Origin of the sequence: Caballeronia sp. LZ028 (genome assembly GCF_031451415.1) — a bacterium.
Classification (GTDB): domain Bacteria; phylum Pseudomonadota; class Gammaproteobacteria; order Burkholderiales; family Burkholderiaceae; genus Caballeronia; species Caballeronia zhejiangensis.
In genome coordinates this window covers 473,836-490,096 of the sequence record NZ_JARUXN010000002.1, presented here as the reverse complement: position 1 = coordinate 490,096, position 16,261 = coordinate 473,836, and the positions used below count along the sequence as shown (strand labels likewise).

Here is a 16,261-nt window from a genome sequence, read left to right as displayed (position 1 = left end):
CGAGAATAGCCATGGAGCCGGCAGGAAGTCAATCGAGCGCAGCCGTCAGGGTGTCTGCAACCCGCCGTCCATCAAGCGCGTCTGCGTCCATAGCGTGACGTTACGCTCGCACGGATACTTCGCCGCTTCACGCTCATCGAAATCGACGCCCAAGCCCGGCTTTTCGTTGGCATGAACGAAGCCGTTGCGAAACTGAGGAAGTCCCGGGAACACATCGAGCAGTGCCTCACGCGGACCTTTCAGTTCCTGAATCACGAAGTTCGGCGGCTCGGTGCCCGACCATTCCTGCACGCCGAAATTACGCGACGCAAGGTCGATATGAATGTTCGCTGCGTGCGCGAGCGGCGACATGTCGCCCGGACCATGCCAGGCTGTCCGCACGCCGAATTGCTCGGCGAAGATCTGCAGTTTTCGCGCCGCGGTGATGCCGCCGATCTGACTCAGATGCACGCGAATGAAGTCGATCAACCGCTCCGTAATCAGAAAGCGCCATTCATACGGATTGTTGAATAGCTCGCCTTGCGCCAGCGGCGTCGTGGTTTTCTCGCGCAACTGGCGCATCCATTCGCCTTCTTCGAGCGCGATCGCATCTTCGAGAAAGAACAACTCGAAAGGCTCGAGCTCGCGCGCGAAGCGAATCGCCTCCACCGGCTTCAGACGCTCATGCACGTCGTGGCACAGCGCGACATCGAAGCCGATCTTGCTGCGGATGCCATCGAACAGCTTGAGCGTGTCGCGAATGTACTTGCGGCTGTCGAGGTAAATGCCGTCCGCAGCGCCTTCCGGCGCATTCGATGGCGCGCGGCCGAATGCGCCGCCGCCGTATCCGCCGCTTTGACAGCGAACATGCGTGATGCCCTGCTCGCGATATCGCTGAATGTTGTCGCAGAGTTCGTTGAGATCGCGGCCATCCGCATGACGATAGATCGGCACGCCTTCGCGCACCTTGCCGCCGAACAACTGATACAGCGGCATGTTCGCCTGCTTGCCCTTGATGTCCCACAACGCCATATCGATGCCCGAGATCGCGTTGTTTTCGATCGGTCCATTGCGCCAGTACGCGTTCTGATGCATCAATTGCCAGAGCTCTTCGATCGCCTCGGCATCGCGCCCGATCAGCAAGGGCCGCAAGTAATCTTCGATCAGGCACTTGACCGCGAGATGCCGGTACGCGAAGGTCGCGCAGCCGAGCCCATACAAGCCGGGCTGATTCGTCTCGACCCTGACGACGATGAGATTGATGCCTTCAGGCGCGGTCAGGATGACCTTGACGTCGGTGATGGGCGTTGCCATGAGTTATTTCACGAGAAGAGAAGTCACGGAATCGGACTTGCTGCCCGTGCCTCCCTTGGGTGTCGAGCGCTGGCCGGTCTGCGCGGGCACCAGCATCATGAGGACGACCGACGCGAGCAGCGCCGCGGCCATGAACACATACGATGCGGAAGGACTGCCCGTCGCACCGTTCAGATAGCCGACGAGCCACGCGCCGAGGAAGGCGCCGAGCGCACCGCACGCGTTGATGAGACCGATCGCGCCGCCGAGCACATTGCTCGGAATCAGCTCGGGGACGAGCGCGAAGAACGGTCCGTAAGGCGCGTACATCGTGGCGCCCGCGATCACGAGCAACGTGAACGACAGCCAGAAATTCGACGTGCCGACGAGATACGAACCCACGAACGCGACCGTGCCGATCAACAATAACGGCCACACGAAGAGCTTTCGATTGCGCGTTTTATCGGACAGATACGATGCGAGCAGCATCAAAACGATGGCCGCGAGATACGGCACGGCGGAGAGCCAGCCGACCGAGACGATATCGATCGTTTTCGACGCCGACTTCAGAATCGACGGCAGCCACATGATGAAGCCGTATACGCCGATACTCCACAACGCGTGAATGGCGCAGCACTTGAGCACGATGGACGAACGGAACGCCGCCTTGTAGTCCCGCACCGGCGCGATATGCGCCTGCTCGGACTTGAGGATGGCATCGAAATCGGCTTTCTCCTTGTCGCTCATCCAAGGGGCATCGGCGGGACGATCCTTTACCGTGAACCACCACACGATGGCCCACAGAATCGCGGGCACGCCTTCGATCACGAACATTTCGCGCCAGCCGAAGTTGCGAATGAGATAGCCCGACACGATCGACATCCACAACACCGTGACCGGATTGCCGAGAATGAGGAACGTATTCGCGCGTGAGCGTTCCGTGCGCGTGAACCATCGGCTGATGTACATGAGCATGGACGGCATCACCGCCGCTTCGACGATGCCGAGGATGAAGCGCAGCGCCATCAACGTCGGAATGTTGCTCACCATGCCGGTCGCGGCGGCGCATAGGCCCCACAAGATGAGGCTCGCGAAGATCAGCTTCTTGACGCTGTTCTTCTGTGCGTAGATCGCGCCGGGCACTTGAAACAGGCAGTATCCGAGGAAGAACAGCGAGCCGATCAGCGACGAGGTCGCCGACGTGATGCCCAGATCCTTGTCGATGCCCGCGGCCGCCGCAAAGCCGTAGTTCGCGCGATCCAGATAAGCGAGGCTGTACGTGATGAAGATGATCGGCATGAGATGCCACCATCTTTGCGGTGCGACCGTTTTGATGTTGTCCATGATGTCTCCGATGTCAGAGTACGGCGAGCCAGCCGCCATCGACGTAAATGATTTGCCCGTTCACATAGCTCGATGCAGCCGACGCGAGGTACACCGCCGTACCGACGAGCTCTTCCGGCTTGCCCCAGCGTTGCGACGGATTGCTGTTCTTGACCCACTTGTCGAAGTCCGCGTTATCCACGAGCGCCTGGTTCATGTCCGTCAGGATGTAGCCGGGGCCGATCGCGTTCGCCTGAATATCGAATGACGCCCATTCGGCGCTCATGGCGCGCGTGAGCATCTTGATGCCGCCTTTTGCGGCCGTGTAAGGCGCAACGGTCGCGCGCGCGCCTTCGCTCGTAAGCGAACCGATGTTGATGATCTTGCCGCCGCGCTTGCGCTCGATCATGCGACGCGCGGCTTCCTTCGCGACGATGAATGCGCTCGTCAGATTGGTATCGATCACGCGTTGCCAGTCGGCGAGCGCGAGCTCGATCATCGGCTTGCGGAACTGAATGCCCGCGTTATTCACGACGATATCCACTTCGATGCCCTCCGCATCCCACGCGGCGAACGCAGCGGCAACCGACGCTTCATCGGTGACGTCGAATGCGCGGCCGCGTGCGTCGAAGCCTTGTGCCTGCAGACGGCCGACAGCGGCATCGACGGTTTCGGCTTTCGTGCCGTTGACGATAACGCGCGCACCCGCCCTCGCCAGTCCTTCCACGAGCGCGTAGCCAATGCCGCGTGCCGAACCCGTGACGAGGGCCGTTCGGCCATTGAGATCGAACAACTTGTTCATGCGTGTTCCTTATGTGATGCGGTCGAAACGTCGACGCGAGCGCGTCCGCGCAGCCTCTTTGGCGAGGCTGCGTTCCTGGTTGCCAAACGATGATGTATTGCTATGAAGGCGTGTCGTTCACGGTGCGGGCAAGCGCCGCGCGATCGTCGAAGTCCTTTTCCGCGCGTTCGATCAGCGTGAGCACGGCTTGCTCCGCCGCATGTGCATCGCCTTGTTCGATCGCGATGCACAACGCTTCGTGCATCGGCAGCGAGCGGGCGGGGCCGCCCTCGATCTCCGAGCTCAACTCAAAGCTCGTGCGCAGAATTGCGGAGAGCGCGTTTTGCATCTGCTGAACAAACTGGTTGTGGCATGCCGTGAGAATCGCACCGTGGAACGCGAGGTCCGCCGGCACGTATTCGCCTTGTCCTGCAACGGCGCGCTCCATCGCCTCGAATGCGCGACGCAACGCGATGCGGTCCTCGGGCGTCGCGCGCTTCGCCGCGAGCTTCGCGGCATTCGGCTCGATGATCGTGCGCAGTTCCATCAGGTCGCGGATGAGGTCGTCATCGACCACGCCCGAACGTGCGCGCCATGTGATGACGTCGGGATCGAACAACTGCCAGTGCGAGCGCGGCAACACGATCGTGCCGTGACGGCGCCGCACCTGCAGCATGCCTTTCGCGGACAGCGACTTCATCGTCTCGCGAATCGTGATGCGGCTCACCTGCATGAGTTCGGCGAGTTCGCCTTCGGCCGGCAGGATGTCGCCGGGCGCGAATTTGCCCGCGCAGATCTGTTCGCCCATTTGATTGAGGACTTGCCTGTGCAAGGTCGGCATTCAGCTCGCTCTAGATCATACGTATGATTTGGAAGGTAGCAGACGATCTTTCATTGGAACAATCGGGGTTGACCCGGTGCAAGTGCATTGCCGGACGCGCGCATCAAACCTTGATATAGGTCGGCTCAACCATTCGGCGGGGCAGTCAACCTTTTGTACGGCTAGGCGGGCCGGTTCCGTTTCTTTAACGTTGAGTCATCGCTGTGCCGGTCCTCGGCACGCCGTCAGATCCAAGCAAGAGAAGGAAACATCATGACGCTCGACCTGCTTTCGCAAGCCGGGACGCCGCGCGCGCCCCTGATCGAACTCGAAGACCGATGGCGCAGCCCAAGCCCGCGCGTGCTGCAGCCCGCAGCGGATGCGCAGTCCGAGCGAATGGCAATGTCTCGCTGGCTGCATCACGGCGAAGCGCCGCTCGAAGCCGTCAACGAAGGCAGCGGCACGCATCATTGCGTCAGCCTGAATCTCCGGTGCGCGCAACTGATCTTTCGTCATGCGGGCCGCAAGCTGCTGCACGGGCGCGTGCCGGCCGGCGTGGTGCAAGTGACCGCGCCCGCGACGCGCGTCTCGGCCGTGTTCGAATCCGCGATGGATGTGCTGCATCTCTTCGTGCCGCAGCGGGCATTGGCGGAATGCTACGAGGATCTGTTCCAGCGGCCGCATGCGGGCGACATCGTGCTCGGCGATCCGAAGCTGATACGCGATCCCGCGCTCGAACGTCTGGGACAAGCGCTCGCCGTCTGCAAGACGGAAGGCGCGGCGCCTGGCAGAGTGTTCATCGACAGCGTCGCTTGTGCAATCGTGTCGCGGCTCGTCGCGCGTCATTTCTCGGCGCCGGCCGTGCGCGGACGCGAGCCTTCGGCGCTGCCGCAATGGCGCATCAACCGCGTATCGGAGTTCGTCGAATCGCATCTGGCCGACAACATCAGCCTGGCCGACATCGCCGCGAGCACCGGACTCACACGGATGCATTTCGCTGCGCAATTTCGGCGCGCCACCGGCATGCGCCCGCACGAATACCTGCTGCAAAAGCGCATCGATCACGCGCAGGCGCTTTTGCGCACCTCGAAGCACAGCATTCTCGATGTCGCGCTTTCCTGCGGATTCCGCTCGCAGGCGCACTTCACGACGGTCTTCAAGCGTCTCGTCGGCGCGACGCCGAAGCACTGGCAGACGACGCTCGACGCGGCATGAGCGCTTTCCGATCGAATGGCGCGACTTCAATGAAACGCCGCCCCAGGGCGGCGTTTTCGTGTCCATCAACGAAGATCGTTCACTCTCCCGCGTGCGCGCCGCCCGCGAGCTTGCCGCGGAAGATGTGATACTGATAAAGGTTGTAGCCGATCATCACCGGAAAGACGAGTCCGATGCCGATGAGCATGAACGCGAGCGTCGGCGAGTCGGAAGCGGCTTCGAGAACGCCCAGCTTGCCCGGAATGAAATCGGGGAACACGCTGATCGCCAGTCCCGCGAAAGACAGCACGAAGAGCGCTACCGATGCGCGGAACGGCCCGCGCGAACTGCCGAGATAGAGCGATGCCATGATGAACGCCAACGCGGCCACGGCGCCGAGTGCGAGCACGATCAGCAGATGCATGACGCCCGGTTGCGACCACCGCGCATGACCGATATCGCTCCTGAACCACGTCGCCAGCGTGAGCGGCGCGGCGGCGGCCACCGTGAACATCGCGCTCAGCAGGGACATCCTGCGCGCCCATTGCTCGACCATGCCCGAGGTCTTCCCGACGAGCCAGGTCGCGCCGAGCAGGCAGTAGCCCGCGACGACGCCCATCGCCGTGACGACGACGAACGCGAGCGCCACCTTGCCGGGCGCGAGCCCCGTGATGACCTTGCCGAGCACGACGCCCTGCGAGAGCGCCGCGATCAGGCTGCCGATGCCGAACACCTTGTCCCAGAGCGGACCCTGATCCACGCTATGACGAAACTCGATTGCGGCGCCACGCATGATCAATCCCGCGATCAGCGCCATGACGGGCAAATAGAGATGCTCCATCAGCAGCGCATAGGCGGCGGGAAACGCGCCGAACAGTGCGCCGCCCAGCACGACGAGCCACGTTTCGTTGGCGTCCCATACATGACCGATCGACTGGACCATGACATCGCGGTCGGCGGACTGCCTGCGCAGCAGCGTGAGGATGCCGACGCCGAGATCGAAACCATCGGTGACGACATAGAAGACGAGCATCAGCCCGATCAGGCCGAACCATGTATCGGCGAGCATCGTATGAACGGCACTATCCATTTGCAGACTCCTGAGTTCAGTAACCGGTGACGGCGTTCGCTTTCGATCGAGCCGTCTCGCCGGCCATCGCGGCGGGCGGCATGATGTCCAGATCGGGGCCGGCGCGCAGCCAGCGTCTTGCGAGCACGAAGAACGTGAACAGCAGCACGGCGTAGAAGGCGAGGAACATCGCGATGCTGAGCGAGACCGAAGAGGCCGGAACTGACGAGACGGCATCGCGCGTGCGCTGCAAGCCGTACACGACCCACGGTTGCCGGCCGACTTCGCGCACGATCCAGCCCGCTTCCACCGCCACGTAGGGCAACGGGATGCAGAGCACCCACGCGAGCAACAGCTTGCGCCGGGCGAGCAGCGCATCGAGCTTTCCGCGCGTCTTGCGCAGCGCATACGCGGTCCAGAACGCAAGCAGCATGAACGCGAAGCCGATGCCCGCCATGACGCGGAACGCGTAGTAGAGCAGCGGCAGTGCGGGCGGCTGATCGTCGCGAGCGAAGTCGGTCAGTCCTTTCACCTGTCCGTGCAGCGAGTGCGTGCCGAGCACGCTCAGCATGCCGGGCACCTCGATGGACCAGTCGTTGCGTTGCGCCTCCCGGTCCGGCCAGGCGAGCAGGGACCAGGACGCGCCTGTGCCCGGCGCATTCGTCTTCCAGTGCCCTTCGATGGCCGCGCCCTTCGCAGGTTGTGTCTCGAACACACTCACGCCGCTCGAATCGCCCAGCCAGATCTGCAAGGGCGCGACGAACACCAGCACCAGCAGCGCGAGACGAAACGAGCGCACGAAGAACTCCGGATGACGCCGCCGGTAGAGATTCCACGCTGATATGCCGGCGATGACGAACATGCCCGTCTCGATGGCCGCGACCCACATGTGCCCCACGCCCCAGACCATGTCGGGGTTGAAGATCGCCGCGAGAAAATCCGTCACGACGATCTTTCCGTCGACGATGGAATAGCCCGCCGGAGTCTGCATCCACGAGTTGGCGACCATGATCCAGAACGCCGAGGTGCTGGAGCCGAGCGCGACCATCGACGTGGCGAACAGGTGCACGCCGCGCGACACCCGTCCCCAGCCGAGCAGCATCACGCCGATGAAACCTGCTTCGAGCATGAAGGCCATCGCGCCTTCGAAGCCCAAGATATTGCCGATGAACTGGCCGCTGAACTGCGAGAAGCCGGCCCAGTTGGTGCCGAACTGGAACTCCATCGGAATGCCGCTCACGACGCCGACCGCGAAGTTCAGCACGAGCAGCTTGCTCCAGAAACGCGCGTGCCGGTAATACGCAACGTCGCCGGTGCGGATCCACAGCACTTCGACGAGCACGAGAAACGCGGAAAGGCTGATGGTGAGAATCGGCCAGAGTATGTGGAAGATCGCGGTCATCGCGAACTGCGCGCGCGACAGGTCGAGTAGGTGATCAAGCATGATGTCCGGTTCCGTGTCGTTGATCGGTGGGGCTCGAGGCGTAATCGTCGACAGCGCCGCTACGCACGACCTTGACAGGCACCGACTTGTAGGCAGGCGTGCGGCTTTGCGGGTCGAACGCATGAAGCGGCACGAGCGGATTGACTTCCGGGTAGTACGCACCGCAGCACCCGTCGGGAAGCGCGTACTCGACGATCTTGAAGTTGCGGATGACGCGCTCGATACCGTCTTGCGCAATGGCCCGGATATCGACGCGATCGCCCGCACGCAGCTTGCGTTTCGCCAGCTCGCGCGCGTTCATGAACACCACGTCGCGCTGACCGAACACGCCGCGATAGCGATCCGAATGCGAATAGAGCGTCGTGTTGTACTGATCGTGGCTGCGCATCGTCGTGAGCGAGAGCGCTTCGGGATCGTCCTGCGCGGGATCTTCATCGAGACCGTCGAACACGAGGAAATTCGCGCGGCCGGTGTTCGTGTCCCACACGCGCTCGCGCGCCGGCGAGCTCAGATGGAAGCCGCCCGGCACGCGAATGCGCGCGTTGTACGCCTGAAAGATCGGAAAGACGATCTCGATCGCGTCGCGGATGCGGTCATAGCTCGCGACGAGATGCTCCCAGGGCACGCGTGACTTCTCGCCGAGCGTGGCGCGCGCCATGCCCGCCACGATGGCCGGCTCGCTCATCAAATACGGCGATGCGGGATCGTTGCGCCCGGCGGACGCATGCACCATCGACATCGAATCCTCGACGGTGATCGACTGCGGCCCGTCCGCCTGAATGTCGATCTCGGTTCGGCCGAGGCAGGGCAGTATCAGCGCGTCCTTGCCATGTACGAGATGACTGCGATTGAGCTTGGTCGCGATATGCACCGTCAGATTCAGCTTGCGAATCGCGCTTTGCATGCGTTCCCAGTCGGGAATCGCCGCCGCGAAATTGCCGCCCAGCGCGATGAAGACCTTCGCTTCGCCGCGCATCATCGATTCGAGCGTGGCGACTACATCGTTGCCATGCGTGGGCGGCGGCGTGAAGCCGAACGCGCGCTCGATGCCCGCGATCAGTTGCGCGCTCGGCTTCTCCGTGATGCCGACCGTGCGATTGCCTTGCACGTTCGAGTGTCCGCGCACCGGACAGATGCCCGCCCCCGGCCGCCCGACATTGCCGCGCAACAGCGCGAGGTTCGCGATCTGCTGCACTGCCTCCGTGCCGCGGCGATGCTGCGTGATGCCCATGCCGTAAACAAGGATCGCATTGTTCGCGCGCATGTAGATGTTCGCCGCGTTCGTGATCTCGTCGCGCGTGAGTCCTGCGTGACGTTCGATCGCGTCCCACGGCGTCGCGCGCAGATCGGCGAGCAGCGCTTCGATGCCGTGCGTATGGCCTTCGATGAACTCGATATCGAGCACGCGCGGCTGATCGCAGGCGAGGGCGGCATCGTCGGCTTCGACGATCGCCTTCATCATGCCCTTGAGCGCGGCCACGTCGCCACCCACGCGCACCTGATAGAGAAACGAGCTGATGTTCGTGTAACCGAGCGTCGCCATCTCGACCGGATTTTGCGGCGATGCGAAGCGTTCCAGTGCGCGCTCGCGAAACGGATTGAACGACACGATCTTCGCACCGCGGCGGGCTGCGGCGTGCAGGTCGCTCATCATGCGCGGGCTGTTGGTGCCGGGATTCTGACCGAAGATGAAGATCGCGTCCGCATGCTCGAAGTCTTCGAGCAGCACAGTGCCTTTACCGACGCCGATGGATTGCGGCAGGCCCACGCTGGTCGCCTCGTGACACATGTTCGAGCAGTCGGGGAAGTTGTTGGTGCCGAATTCGCGCACGAAGAGCTGATACAGGAACGCTGCTTCGTTCGACGCGCGGCCGGACGTGTAGAAGTCCGCCTGATCCGGATGTTCGAGCGCGTTGAGTTGACGGCCGACGAGGGCGAACGCATCGTTCCATTCGATCGGCACGTAGCGGTCCGATTCCGGGTCATAGGCCATCGGGTGCGTGAGACGGCCCGCCATCTCGAGGTCGTAATCGTTCCATGCCGCAAGCTCGGAGACGCTGTGCTGCGCGAAGAACTCGGGCGTGCAGCGCATCGCGGTGGCCTCCCATGCAACCGCCTTGGCGCCGTTTTCGCAGAACTCGAACGACGAAGTATGTTTCGGATCGGGCCATGCGCAGCCGGGGCAGTCGAAGCCTTGCGGCTGGTTCATGCGCAGCAGCGTCTGCGCGCCCGACACGGCAATGCCCTGGATCTTCAGCGCCTCGCCGGTGGCCTTCAATGCACCCCAGCCGCCCGCAGGCTCGCTATAGATGCGTATCGCTTTCTTCTCGCTCATTTCCTTCGCCTCGCAAACAATGCCATTCGTTGGTTTGGTAAACGTGATGATCGTCGTTCGCATACGAGGGGTTTTGCATAAAAGCCGGGCCGTTTGCGATCCGCACGAATTGCGAAAGCGGGCGTTGCCGCTTCGCCATCGCCGTGCATACGCTAAAACACCGGTTGCATCGAAAAGACCGGGTTTCGATGGCCGTGAATACTCCTTCCCTACGCGACGGACCCGCCGCGTTACGCGCCGTGCCGAACATCGACTGCATGAGCGGCGCGCCTGATCGAGCATTCAAGGAGCTATTGCAATGGCCACATTCACACTGAAAGACGGAACCGAACTGTTTTACAAGGACTGGGGCTCGGGCCAGCCGGTCGTCCTGTCGCACGGCTGGCCGCTCAACGCGGACGCGTGGGACGCGCAAATGATGTATCTCGCCGAGCGTGGCTATCGAGTGATCGCGCACGATCGACGCGGCCACGGGCGCTCGGGCCAGACGTGGGCCGGCAACGACATGAGCCGCTATGCGGACGACCTCGCGGAGCTGATCGATCACCTCGATGTGCAAGACGCCGTGTTCATCGGCCATTCGACGGGCGGTGGGGAAGTCGCCCGTTATATCGGCCGTCACGGCACGAAGCGCGTGAAGAAGGCCGTGCTGATCTCGGCGGTGCCGCCCTTGATGCTCAAGACGGAGGCCAATCCCGGCGGCCTGCCGCTTTCCGTTTTCGACGATATCCGCAAGGGCGTTATCGGGAACCGCTCGCAGTTCTTCAAGGATCTGGCGACGCCCTTCTTCGGCTTCAATCGCGAAGGCGCGCACGCTTCGCAAGGCACGATCGACTGGTTCTGGCTCGCGGGCATGCAGTGCTCGATCAAGAGCGCCTACGACTGCATCGAGGCATTCTCGGAAACGGACTTCACCGAAGACCTCAGGAAGATGACGATGCCGACTCTGGTGCTGCAAGGCGACGCCGATCAGATCGTGCCGCTCGACGACTCCGGCAAGCTCTCCGCGAAGATCGTCCCCGACGGCACGCTCGTCGTCGTTCCCGGCGCGCCGCACGGCATCTGCACAACGCATGCCGATATCGTGAACGAGCAACTGCTCGCGTTCATTCGCAAGTGATGGTGAGAGCCATGAAAGACATTCCGGAATCTCACCCTCCATTTCCACCGTTCTCGCGCGAGACGGCTCTCGAGAAAGTGCGTCAGGCCGAAGACGGATGGAACTCGCGCGACCCCGATCGCGTATCGCACGTCTATTCGCTCGACACGCAATGGCGCAATCGGGCGGAGTTCGTTCACGGCCGCGAGGACGTGCGCGCGTTTCTCGACAGAAAGCGGCGCAAGGAAATGGACTACCGCCTCATCAAGGAGCTGTGGGCGTTCGGCGGCAATCGCATCGCCGTGCGCTTCGCTTATGAATGGCGCGACGATGCGGGCAACTGGTTCCGTTCTTATGGCAACGAGAACTGGGCGTTCGGCTTCGATGGTCTGATGAGACATCGTCATGCGAGCATCAACGACGTGCCGATCGCTGAAAGCGAACGCAAGTTTCATTGGCCGCTTGGCCGAAGACCGGACGATCATCCGGGGCTCAGCGAGTTGGGGCTCTGAGCAGAAGAGGCCGCGCGCCGGGCAACGCGGTGCGGGGTCGCATTCCCTATGCGATCGACGAGAGAGCGCAATGAAAATCGAGCGAGTCTGGAGCGTACTTGCCACAATGGCGCTCTTCCTGATAGCCGCGTTCATCGGCAAGACCTTGTGGGATCACTACATGGATGCGCCGTGGACGCGCGACGGCCGCGTGCATGCCGATGTCGTCACGATCGCGCCCGATGTATCGGGCATGATCGTCGGCGTGCCGGTGCACGACAATCAGTTCGTCAGAAGAGGGGATCTTCTGATGCAGATCGATCCGTCGCATTACCGCATCGCGGTCGCCGAGGCCGAGGCGAAGGTCGCCGCGAGCAGGGCGGAACTGGCACTGCGTCGCGACGATGCGAAGCGCCGCGCGGCTCTCGACAATGAAGTCGTCTCCGACGAAGTCAAGCAGAACTCCGGCCTTCAGGCCGATGCCGCGAAGGCTGCCTACGACCAGGCGCTAGCCGCGCTCGATGCTGCGAAGCTGAATCTTTCGCGAACGCGCGTCGTTTCTCCGGTCGACGGCTACGTGACGAACCTGAACACATGGCAGGGTGACTACGCGAGCATTTCGACGCCGAAGCTCGCGGTGGTCGATCGAAACTCGTTCTGGGTCTATGGTTACTTCGAGGAAACGAAGCTGCCGGAAGTGAAGGTCGGTCGGGCGGCGGAGATCCGCCTGATGAGTGGAACGCTGCTGCGAGGTCATGTGCAAAGCATCGCACGGGGCATCTATGACCGCGACAATCCGCAAAGCATGGACCTCACCGCGAACGTCGATCCCGTCTTCAATTGGGTGCGGCTCGCGCAGCGCGTGCCGGTGCGGATCGGCATCGACAGCGTGCCGGAGGGCGTCGAGCTGACGGCGGGGACGACATGCACGGTCGTCGTCGACAGTGGGCTATCACAAGGGCATATCGTTCGATATGCGAATGAAGTCATCGCGCATGTGCAGAGTGCGTTGTAATGCGAAACGCGGCGATCGAATCCCGTCGTACGCAACGCAGCACGCTGCGCCTCGGGCTTGCTCACTGGGCGGCGACCGATGGTCTCGTCTGGCTGCATCTGGCAAAGACACTCACTGCCGCGTTCATCGCCATGGGCATCGCGATGAAGCTCGACATCCCCACGCCGCGCACGGCGATGACAACGGTTTTCGTGCTGATGCAGCCGCAGAGCGGCATGGTGCTGTCGAAGAGCTTTTACCGGATGGTCGGCACGATCATCGGAACCATCGTCGCGGTCATGCTCGGTGCGCTGTTCCCGCAGCAACCGCCGCTTTATATCGGTGCGCTGACGCTGTGGGTGTCGCTCTGCACCGCCGCCGCGCTGCGCTATCGCACCTTCCGCTGGTATGCGTTCGTGTTGGCGGGCTATACGAGCGCGCTTATCGGCATTCCCAGCGTGACCGATCCGAACGGGCTCTTCATCGCCGCGCTGAACCGTTCGGCGGCCGTGTTGCTCGCCATCGTCTGTAGCGGGGTGGTCAGCGCGATCGTGTTGCCGCAATGGTCGTCCGCGCGGCTGAAACATATCCGTCGCGAGCGCTTCGTATCGTTCTCGAAGTTCGCGGCGCAAGCGTTGCGCGGCGAGATCGACAACGAACGCTTCCTGACGAAGTACGGCGAGTTTATCGACAGCGTCATTGGCTTCGAAGCCACGCGCGCATTCGCTTCTTTCGAAGACCCCGAAGTGCGATCGCGCTCTCGTCGTCTCGCGCGCCTCAATGCTGCGTTCATGGATCTGTGCACGAGGCTGCATGCGCTGCATCGTTTCCTGGCGACGCGTCGTGGCCATGCGGTCGACGTGGTAGCCGCCTATTGCGCGGAACTCGCGACTTTGCTGGACGTCGCGCGCGATGCCGGAATGATCGATGAGGATACGATCAGCCGCAGAGCCGCGCTCGTCTCGGCTTTTGGCGTGCGTCTGAACGCGCGGGCGGAAGCGGATCGCGAGGAACTCGCGCGCACCGTGAGCGCGCAAGCACTGATGGATTTCGATGCTGCCGTTCAATTGCTGTCTGACTACGTGTCGTCTTGGACGTACTATGCCGACGCGTATGTATCGCTCGTCTACGAGAAGCACGTCTTCGAAGAGTCGGACATCAAGCGCGTCTTTGTCACGAACACGAGCGTGATCGCAGTGACGTTCCTGATGACGTGTGCGGTGCTCGGAACGATCGGCGCCTGGTGGTTGTCGAGCGACTGGCCCGCCGGCGGCTACGCGATCATCGGCGCGGCGGCCGTGTCGGCGTTGGGATCGAATTCGCCGACACCCATCCGGTTCTCGTTGCAGATGGCATCGGGCGCGGCTGTATCGACGCTCGCGGCGTATCTGGTGCTGGACTACGTGTATCCGGCGATCGACGGCTTTCCACTGCTGTGCTTCGTCCTCACTCCCTTGCTCGGGCTCAGCGCATTCCTCGCGACAAGACCGAAGTTCACCGGCTTCGGCCTCAGTTTCTGCATCTTCTTCTGTATCCTCGGCGGACCGGATCGCGTCATCCGTTACGCACCCGAGCCGCTGTTGAATAGCGGCATCGCGCTTACGCTCGCGATGCTTGCATGTGCGGTCGCATGGACGTTCGTGTTTCCTGTCGAGAAGCCGTGGCGCGTCGCTGCGTTGACTCGCGACCTGCGACGTCAGATGAACGTCGCATGCACCGCGCCGCTCGACGACGCGAGGCAGCTCTTCCAGTCGGGCACGTTCGATCTCATCGCTCAGATACGCGCGCTGCTTCCGCAGCCAACGGCACAGTATCGTCAAGCGCTTTCGTGGATTCTGGTCGTGCTGGAACTGGGGCACGCATCCATCGAATTTCGCACCGATAGTCGCGATGTCGATGCGGTTCGCATGGTGGCTGCGGACTGGCGCGCATCGACGGAAGAGACGATGCGGCGTTTGATGCAACTTCTCGATACGCCGTCGCACAACACGCGCGACGCGAGCCTTCGCGCGATCGACAGCCAGATTGAAGTCGCGATGCACGGCATCGAAGCGATGCGTGGCGCGGACCACGAGATCCTGCGCATGCGCAGCTTGCTCGCGCGGCTGCATTTCATGCGTAGCGCGCTGATGGATGTCGATTCGCCCTTTTTACGTAGTTATACGCAAGCCTAAGCAATAGCAAAGCGATCGACGGTCGAGGCGAGACCCGCTGCGGAATGCGGCGCTGCGTCGAAGCGGTTCTGAAATGAGGATGCGAGCAACTCGACGAAGGTTCTGGTCTTCGCATCGATATGCTGTCGCGACGGATAGACCGCAAATACGCACGCCGTTCGCAGCGCGTGATCGGGAAAGACCCGCACGAGTCGCCCGGACGCGATGTCGTCGGCGACGACGTAGTGCGGCATCGCACCGACGCCGGCGCCCGCGAGCAGGGCGGCGCGCATTGCTTGTGCATCGTTCACCATGATCTGACCGTCGTTTTCGGCTCTGCTGCCTGAGTCCGTGGCGAATTCCGAGTGCCAGTCTCACGGGTGTCCGAAAGGCGCGCTGATGCGCGTGCGCGCGTGCGTCGGCAAATCGCCGAGGGATTCCACCGCGTGACGCCTGAGATAGCCGGGCGCGGCGACGAGCACACGCTCGAAGCGCCCGACGATCCTGTACGCGTTGCCCGAATCGGGGAGCGCCGCCGCCGCCAGCACCGAGACGTCGAACTGTTGGTGCACGAGATCCGGCATGCCCGGCAGCAACTTCAGATCGACACTCACTTGCGGATGCGCGCGCCGGTATTCCACCACGGCCGACATCAACTGCGCGAGACCCAGGTCCGGCGAAGCATGCACGCGCAGGCGTCCACGCGGGACGGTGGCGGCGTCGCTTGCCTCGGCTTCGGCGCTGTCGATCTGAGCGAGGATCTCCTTGCACTTCTGGTAGTAACGTTCGCCGCTATCGGTGAGGGACACGCGGCGAGTGGTGCGCTGCAAGAGCCGCGTGCGCAAGCTGTCTTCGAGCGAAACGACCGCGCGTGAGACGATTCCGACGCTGCAATCCATGCTTTTCGCGACGCCGCTGAAACTGCCGGTCTCGGCGACGCGCGAGAACACACGCATGCTGAAGAGCTTGTCCATGTCGGCTTTGTCTCCGGGCTGAAGATTCAGGCGCGCTCCTGCCGCGCGATGGACTCACGATACGTTCGCAACGCGCTCGACGCCATCAGTCGTGGATACAGTCAGGTCATCCTTGCGTATAGGGTGAAGACAGATCAACTTGAACTCGAAACGCTGCAGGTGTGGCATATGTACTTTGCAGAAACACGACATTTGAACTTGGGACCTACAAACAATGTCAAAGCAAAATTGAAATGTCGTACCACCGGCTAAATACAGATGTCGTGTTTTTGATGTGTGATTGGCTCTGTTTTCAACGGTTTGAATCCACGT

Annotated in this window: 12 protein-coding genes and 1 pseudogene; 5 read left to right on the top strand and 8 right to left on the bottom strand. The window is 62.3% G+C overall.

All coding sequences use genetic code 11. The features are described 5' to 3' along the window. Positions 1-45: 45 nt before the first annotated feature. From QCE58_RS16430 to QCE58_RS16415, 4 genes are all read right to left on the bottom strand, one after another. Complete coding sequence (locus tag QCE58_RS16430; RefSeq protein WP_250522507.1) at positions 46-1,293, bottom strand: enolase C-terminal domain-like protein; 1,248 nt, start codon at positions 1,291-1,293, stop codon at positions 46-48. Between the two features lie 3 nt (positions 1,294-1,296). Beyond that, entirely contained in the window at positions 1,297-2,616 is a 1,320-nt protein-coding gene (locus QCE58_RS16425; protein WP_008346630.1) for an MFS transporter, read from the bottom strand. Between the two features lie 13 nt (positions 2,617-2,629). Then, entirely contained in the window at positions 2,630-3,397 is a 768-nt protein-coding gene (locus tag QCE58_RS16420) for an SDR family oxidoreductase (protein WP_008346633.1), read from the bottom strand. A 100-nt stretch (positions 3,398-3,497) separates the two neighbouring features. Further along, complete coding sequence (locus QCE58_RS16415; protein ID WP_250503917.1) at positions 3,498-4,217, bottom strand: FadR/GntR family transcriptional regulator; 720 nt, start codon at positions 4,215-4,217, stop codon at positions 3,498-3,500. Positions 4,218-4,469: 252 nt separating this feature from the next. On the opposite strand from QCE58_RS16415, the gene QCE58_RS16410 reads away from it, so the two are divergent. After that, on the top strand, positions 4,470-5,411 hold the full coding sequence (locus QCE58_RS16410) for an AraC family transcriptional regulator (protein WP_250437670.1): 942 nt from the start codon (positions 4,470-4,472) through the stop codon (positions 5,409-5,411). Between the two features lie 79 nt (positions 5,412-5,490). On the opposite strand, the gene QCE58_RS16405 is transcribed toward QCE58_RS16410, so the two are convergent. The 3 genes from QCE58_RS16405 to QCE58_RS16395 are packed head-to-tail and all read right to left on the bottom strand — an operon-like array spanning position 5,491 to position 10,238. After that, the gene (locus QCE58_RS16405; protein WP_250456998.1) at positions 5,491-6,480 is read right to left on the bottom strand and encodes a cytochrome d ubiquinol oxidase subunit II; all 990 of its coding nucleotides are present in this window, start codon (positions 6,478-6,480) and stop codon (positions 5,491-5,493) included. A 16-nt stretch (positions 6,481-6,496) separates the two neighbouring features. Next, positions 6,497-7,903: a cytochrome ubiquinol oxidase subunit I gene (locus QCE58_RS16400; RefSeq protein ID WP_250522508.1), complete on the bottom strand. Its 1,407-nt coding sequence runs from the start codon at positions 7,901-7,903 to the stop codon at positions 6,497-6,499. Continuing rightward, a complete protein-coding gene (locus tag QCE58_RS16395) occupies positions 7,896-10,238 on the bottom strand; it encodes an FdhF/YdeP family oxidoreductase (protein WP_250522509.1) in 2,343 nt (780 codons plus the stop codon). The genes QCE58_RS16400 and QCE58_RS16395 overlap by 8 nt, the downstream gene beginning before the upstream one ends. Positions 10,239-10,536: 298 nt before the next feature. On the opposite strand from QCE58_RS16395, the gene QCE58_RS16390 reads away from it, so the two are divergent. The 4 genes from QCE58_RS16390 (at position 10,537) to QCE58_RS16375 (ending at position 14,996) form a co-directional block, all read left to right on the top strand. Then, on the top strand, positions 10,537-11,358 hold the full coding sequence (locus QCE58_RS16390) for an alpha/beta fold hydrolase (protein WP_250437248.1): 822 nt from the start codon (positions 10,537-10,539) through the stop codon (positions 11,356-11,358). An 11-nt stretch (positions 11,359-11,369) separates the two neighbouring features. After that, the gene (locus tag QCE58_RS16385; RefSeq protein WP_250522510.1) at positions 11,370-11,849 is read left to right on the top strand and encodes a nuclear transport factor 2 family protein; all 480 of its coding nucleotides are present in this window, start codon (positions 11,370-11,372) and stop codon (positions 11,847-11,849) included. Between the two features lie 70 nt (positions 11,850-11,919). Beyond that, on the top strand, positions 11,920-12,843 hold the full coding sequence (locus QCE58_RS16380; protein WP_250522511.1) for an HlyD family secretion protein: 924 nt from the start codon (positions 11,920-11,922) through the stop codon (positions 12,841-12,843). Next, on the top strand, positions 12,843-14,996 hold the full coding sequence (locus QCE58_RS16375; protein WP_250522512.1) for an FUSC family protein: 2,154 nt from the start codon (positions 12,843-12,845) through the stop codon (positions 14,994-14,996). Before QCE58_RS16380 ends, QCE58_RS16375 begins: the two co-directional genes overlap by 1 nt. Here the strand turns inward: QCE58_RS16375 and QCE58_RS16370 are convergent. Further along, a pseudogene (locus tag QCE58_RS16370) lies at positions 14,993-15,931 on the bottom strand (LysR family transcriptional regulator). The gene QCE58_RS16375 and the pseudogene QCE58_RS16370 overlap by 4 nt on opposite strands. Positions 15,932-16,261 lie beyond the last annotated feature (330 nt).

Bases quoted from the DNA above. Each gene is read 5' to 3' on its own strand.
- QCE58_RS16430 (WP_250522507.1), bottom strand. From the start codon at position 1,293: ATGGCAACGCCCATCACCGACGTCAAGGTCATCCTGACCGCGCCTGAA.
- QCE58_RS16425 (WP_008346630.1), bottom strand. From the start codon at position 2,616: ATGGACAACATCAAAACGGTCGCACCGCAAAGATGGTGGCATCTCATG.
- QCE58_RS16420 (WP_008346633.1), bottom strand. From the start codon at position 3,397: ATGAACAAGTTGTTCGATCTCAATGGCCGAACGGCCCTCGTCACGGGT.
- QCE58_RS16415 (WP_250503917.1), bottom strand. From the start codon at position 4,217: ATGCCGACCTTGCACAGGCAAGTCCTCAATCAAATGGGCGAACAGATC.
- QCE58_RS16410 (WP_250437670.1), top strand. From the start codon at position 4,470: ATGACGCTCGACCTGCTTTCGCAAGCCGGGACGCCGCGCGCGCCCCTG.
- QCE58_RS16405 (WP_250456998.1), bottom strand. From the start codon at position 6,480: ATGGATAGTGCCGTTCATACGATGCTCGCCGATACATGGTTCGGCCTG.
- QCE58_RS16400 (WP_250522508.1), bottom strand. From the start codon at position 7,903: ATGCTTGATCACCTACTCGACCTGTCGCGCGCGCAGTTCGCGATGACC.
- QCE58_RS16395 (WP_250522509.1), bottom strand. From the start codon at position 10,238: ATGAGCGAGAAGAAAGCGATACGCATCTATAGCGAGCCTGCGGGCGGC.
- QCE58_RS16390 (WP_250437248.1), top strand. From the start codon at position 10,537: ATGGCCACATTCACACTGAAAGACGGAACCGAACTGTTTTACAAGGAC.
- QCE58_RS16385 (WP_250522510.1), top strand. From the start codon at position 11,370: ATGAAAGACATTCCGGAATCTCACCCTCCATTTCCACCGTTCTCGCGC.
- QCE58_RS16380 (WP_250522511.1), top strand. From the start codon at position 11,920: ATGAAAATCGAGCGAGTCTGGAGCGTACTTGCCACAATGGCGCTCTTC.
- QCE58_RS16375 (WP_250522512.1), top strand. From the start codon at position 12,843: ATGCGAAACGCGGCGATCGAATCCCGTCGTACGCAACGCAGCACGCTG.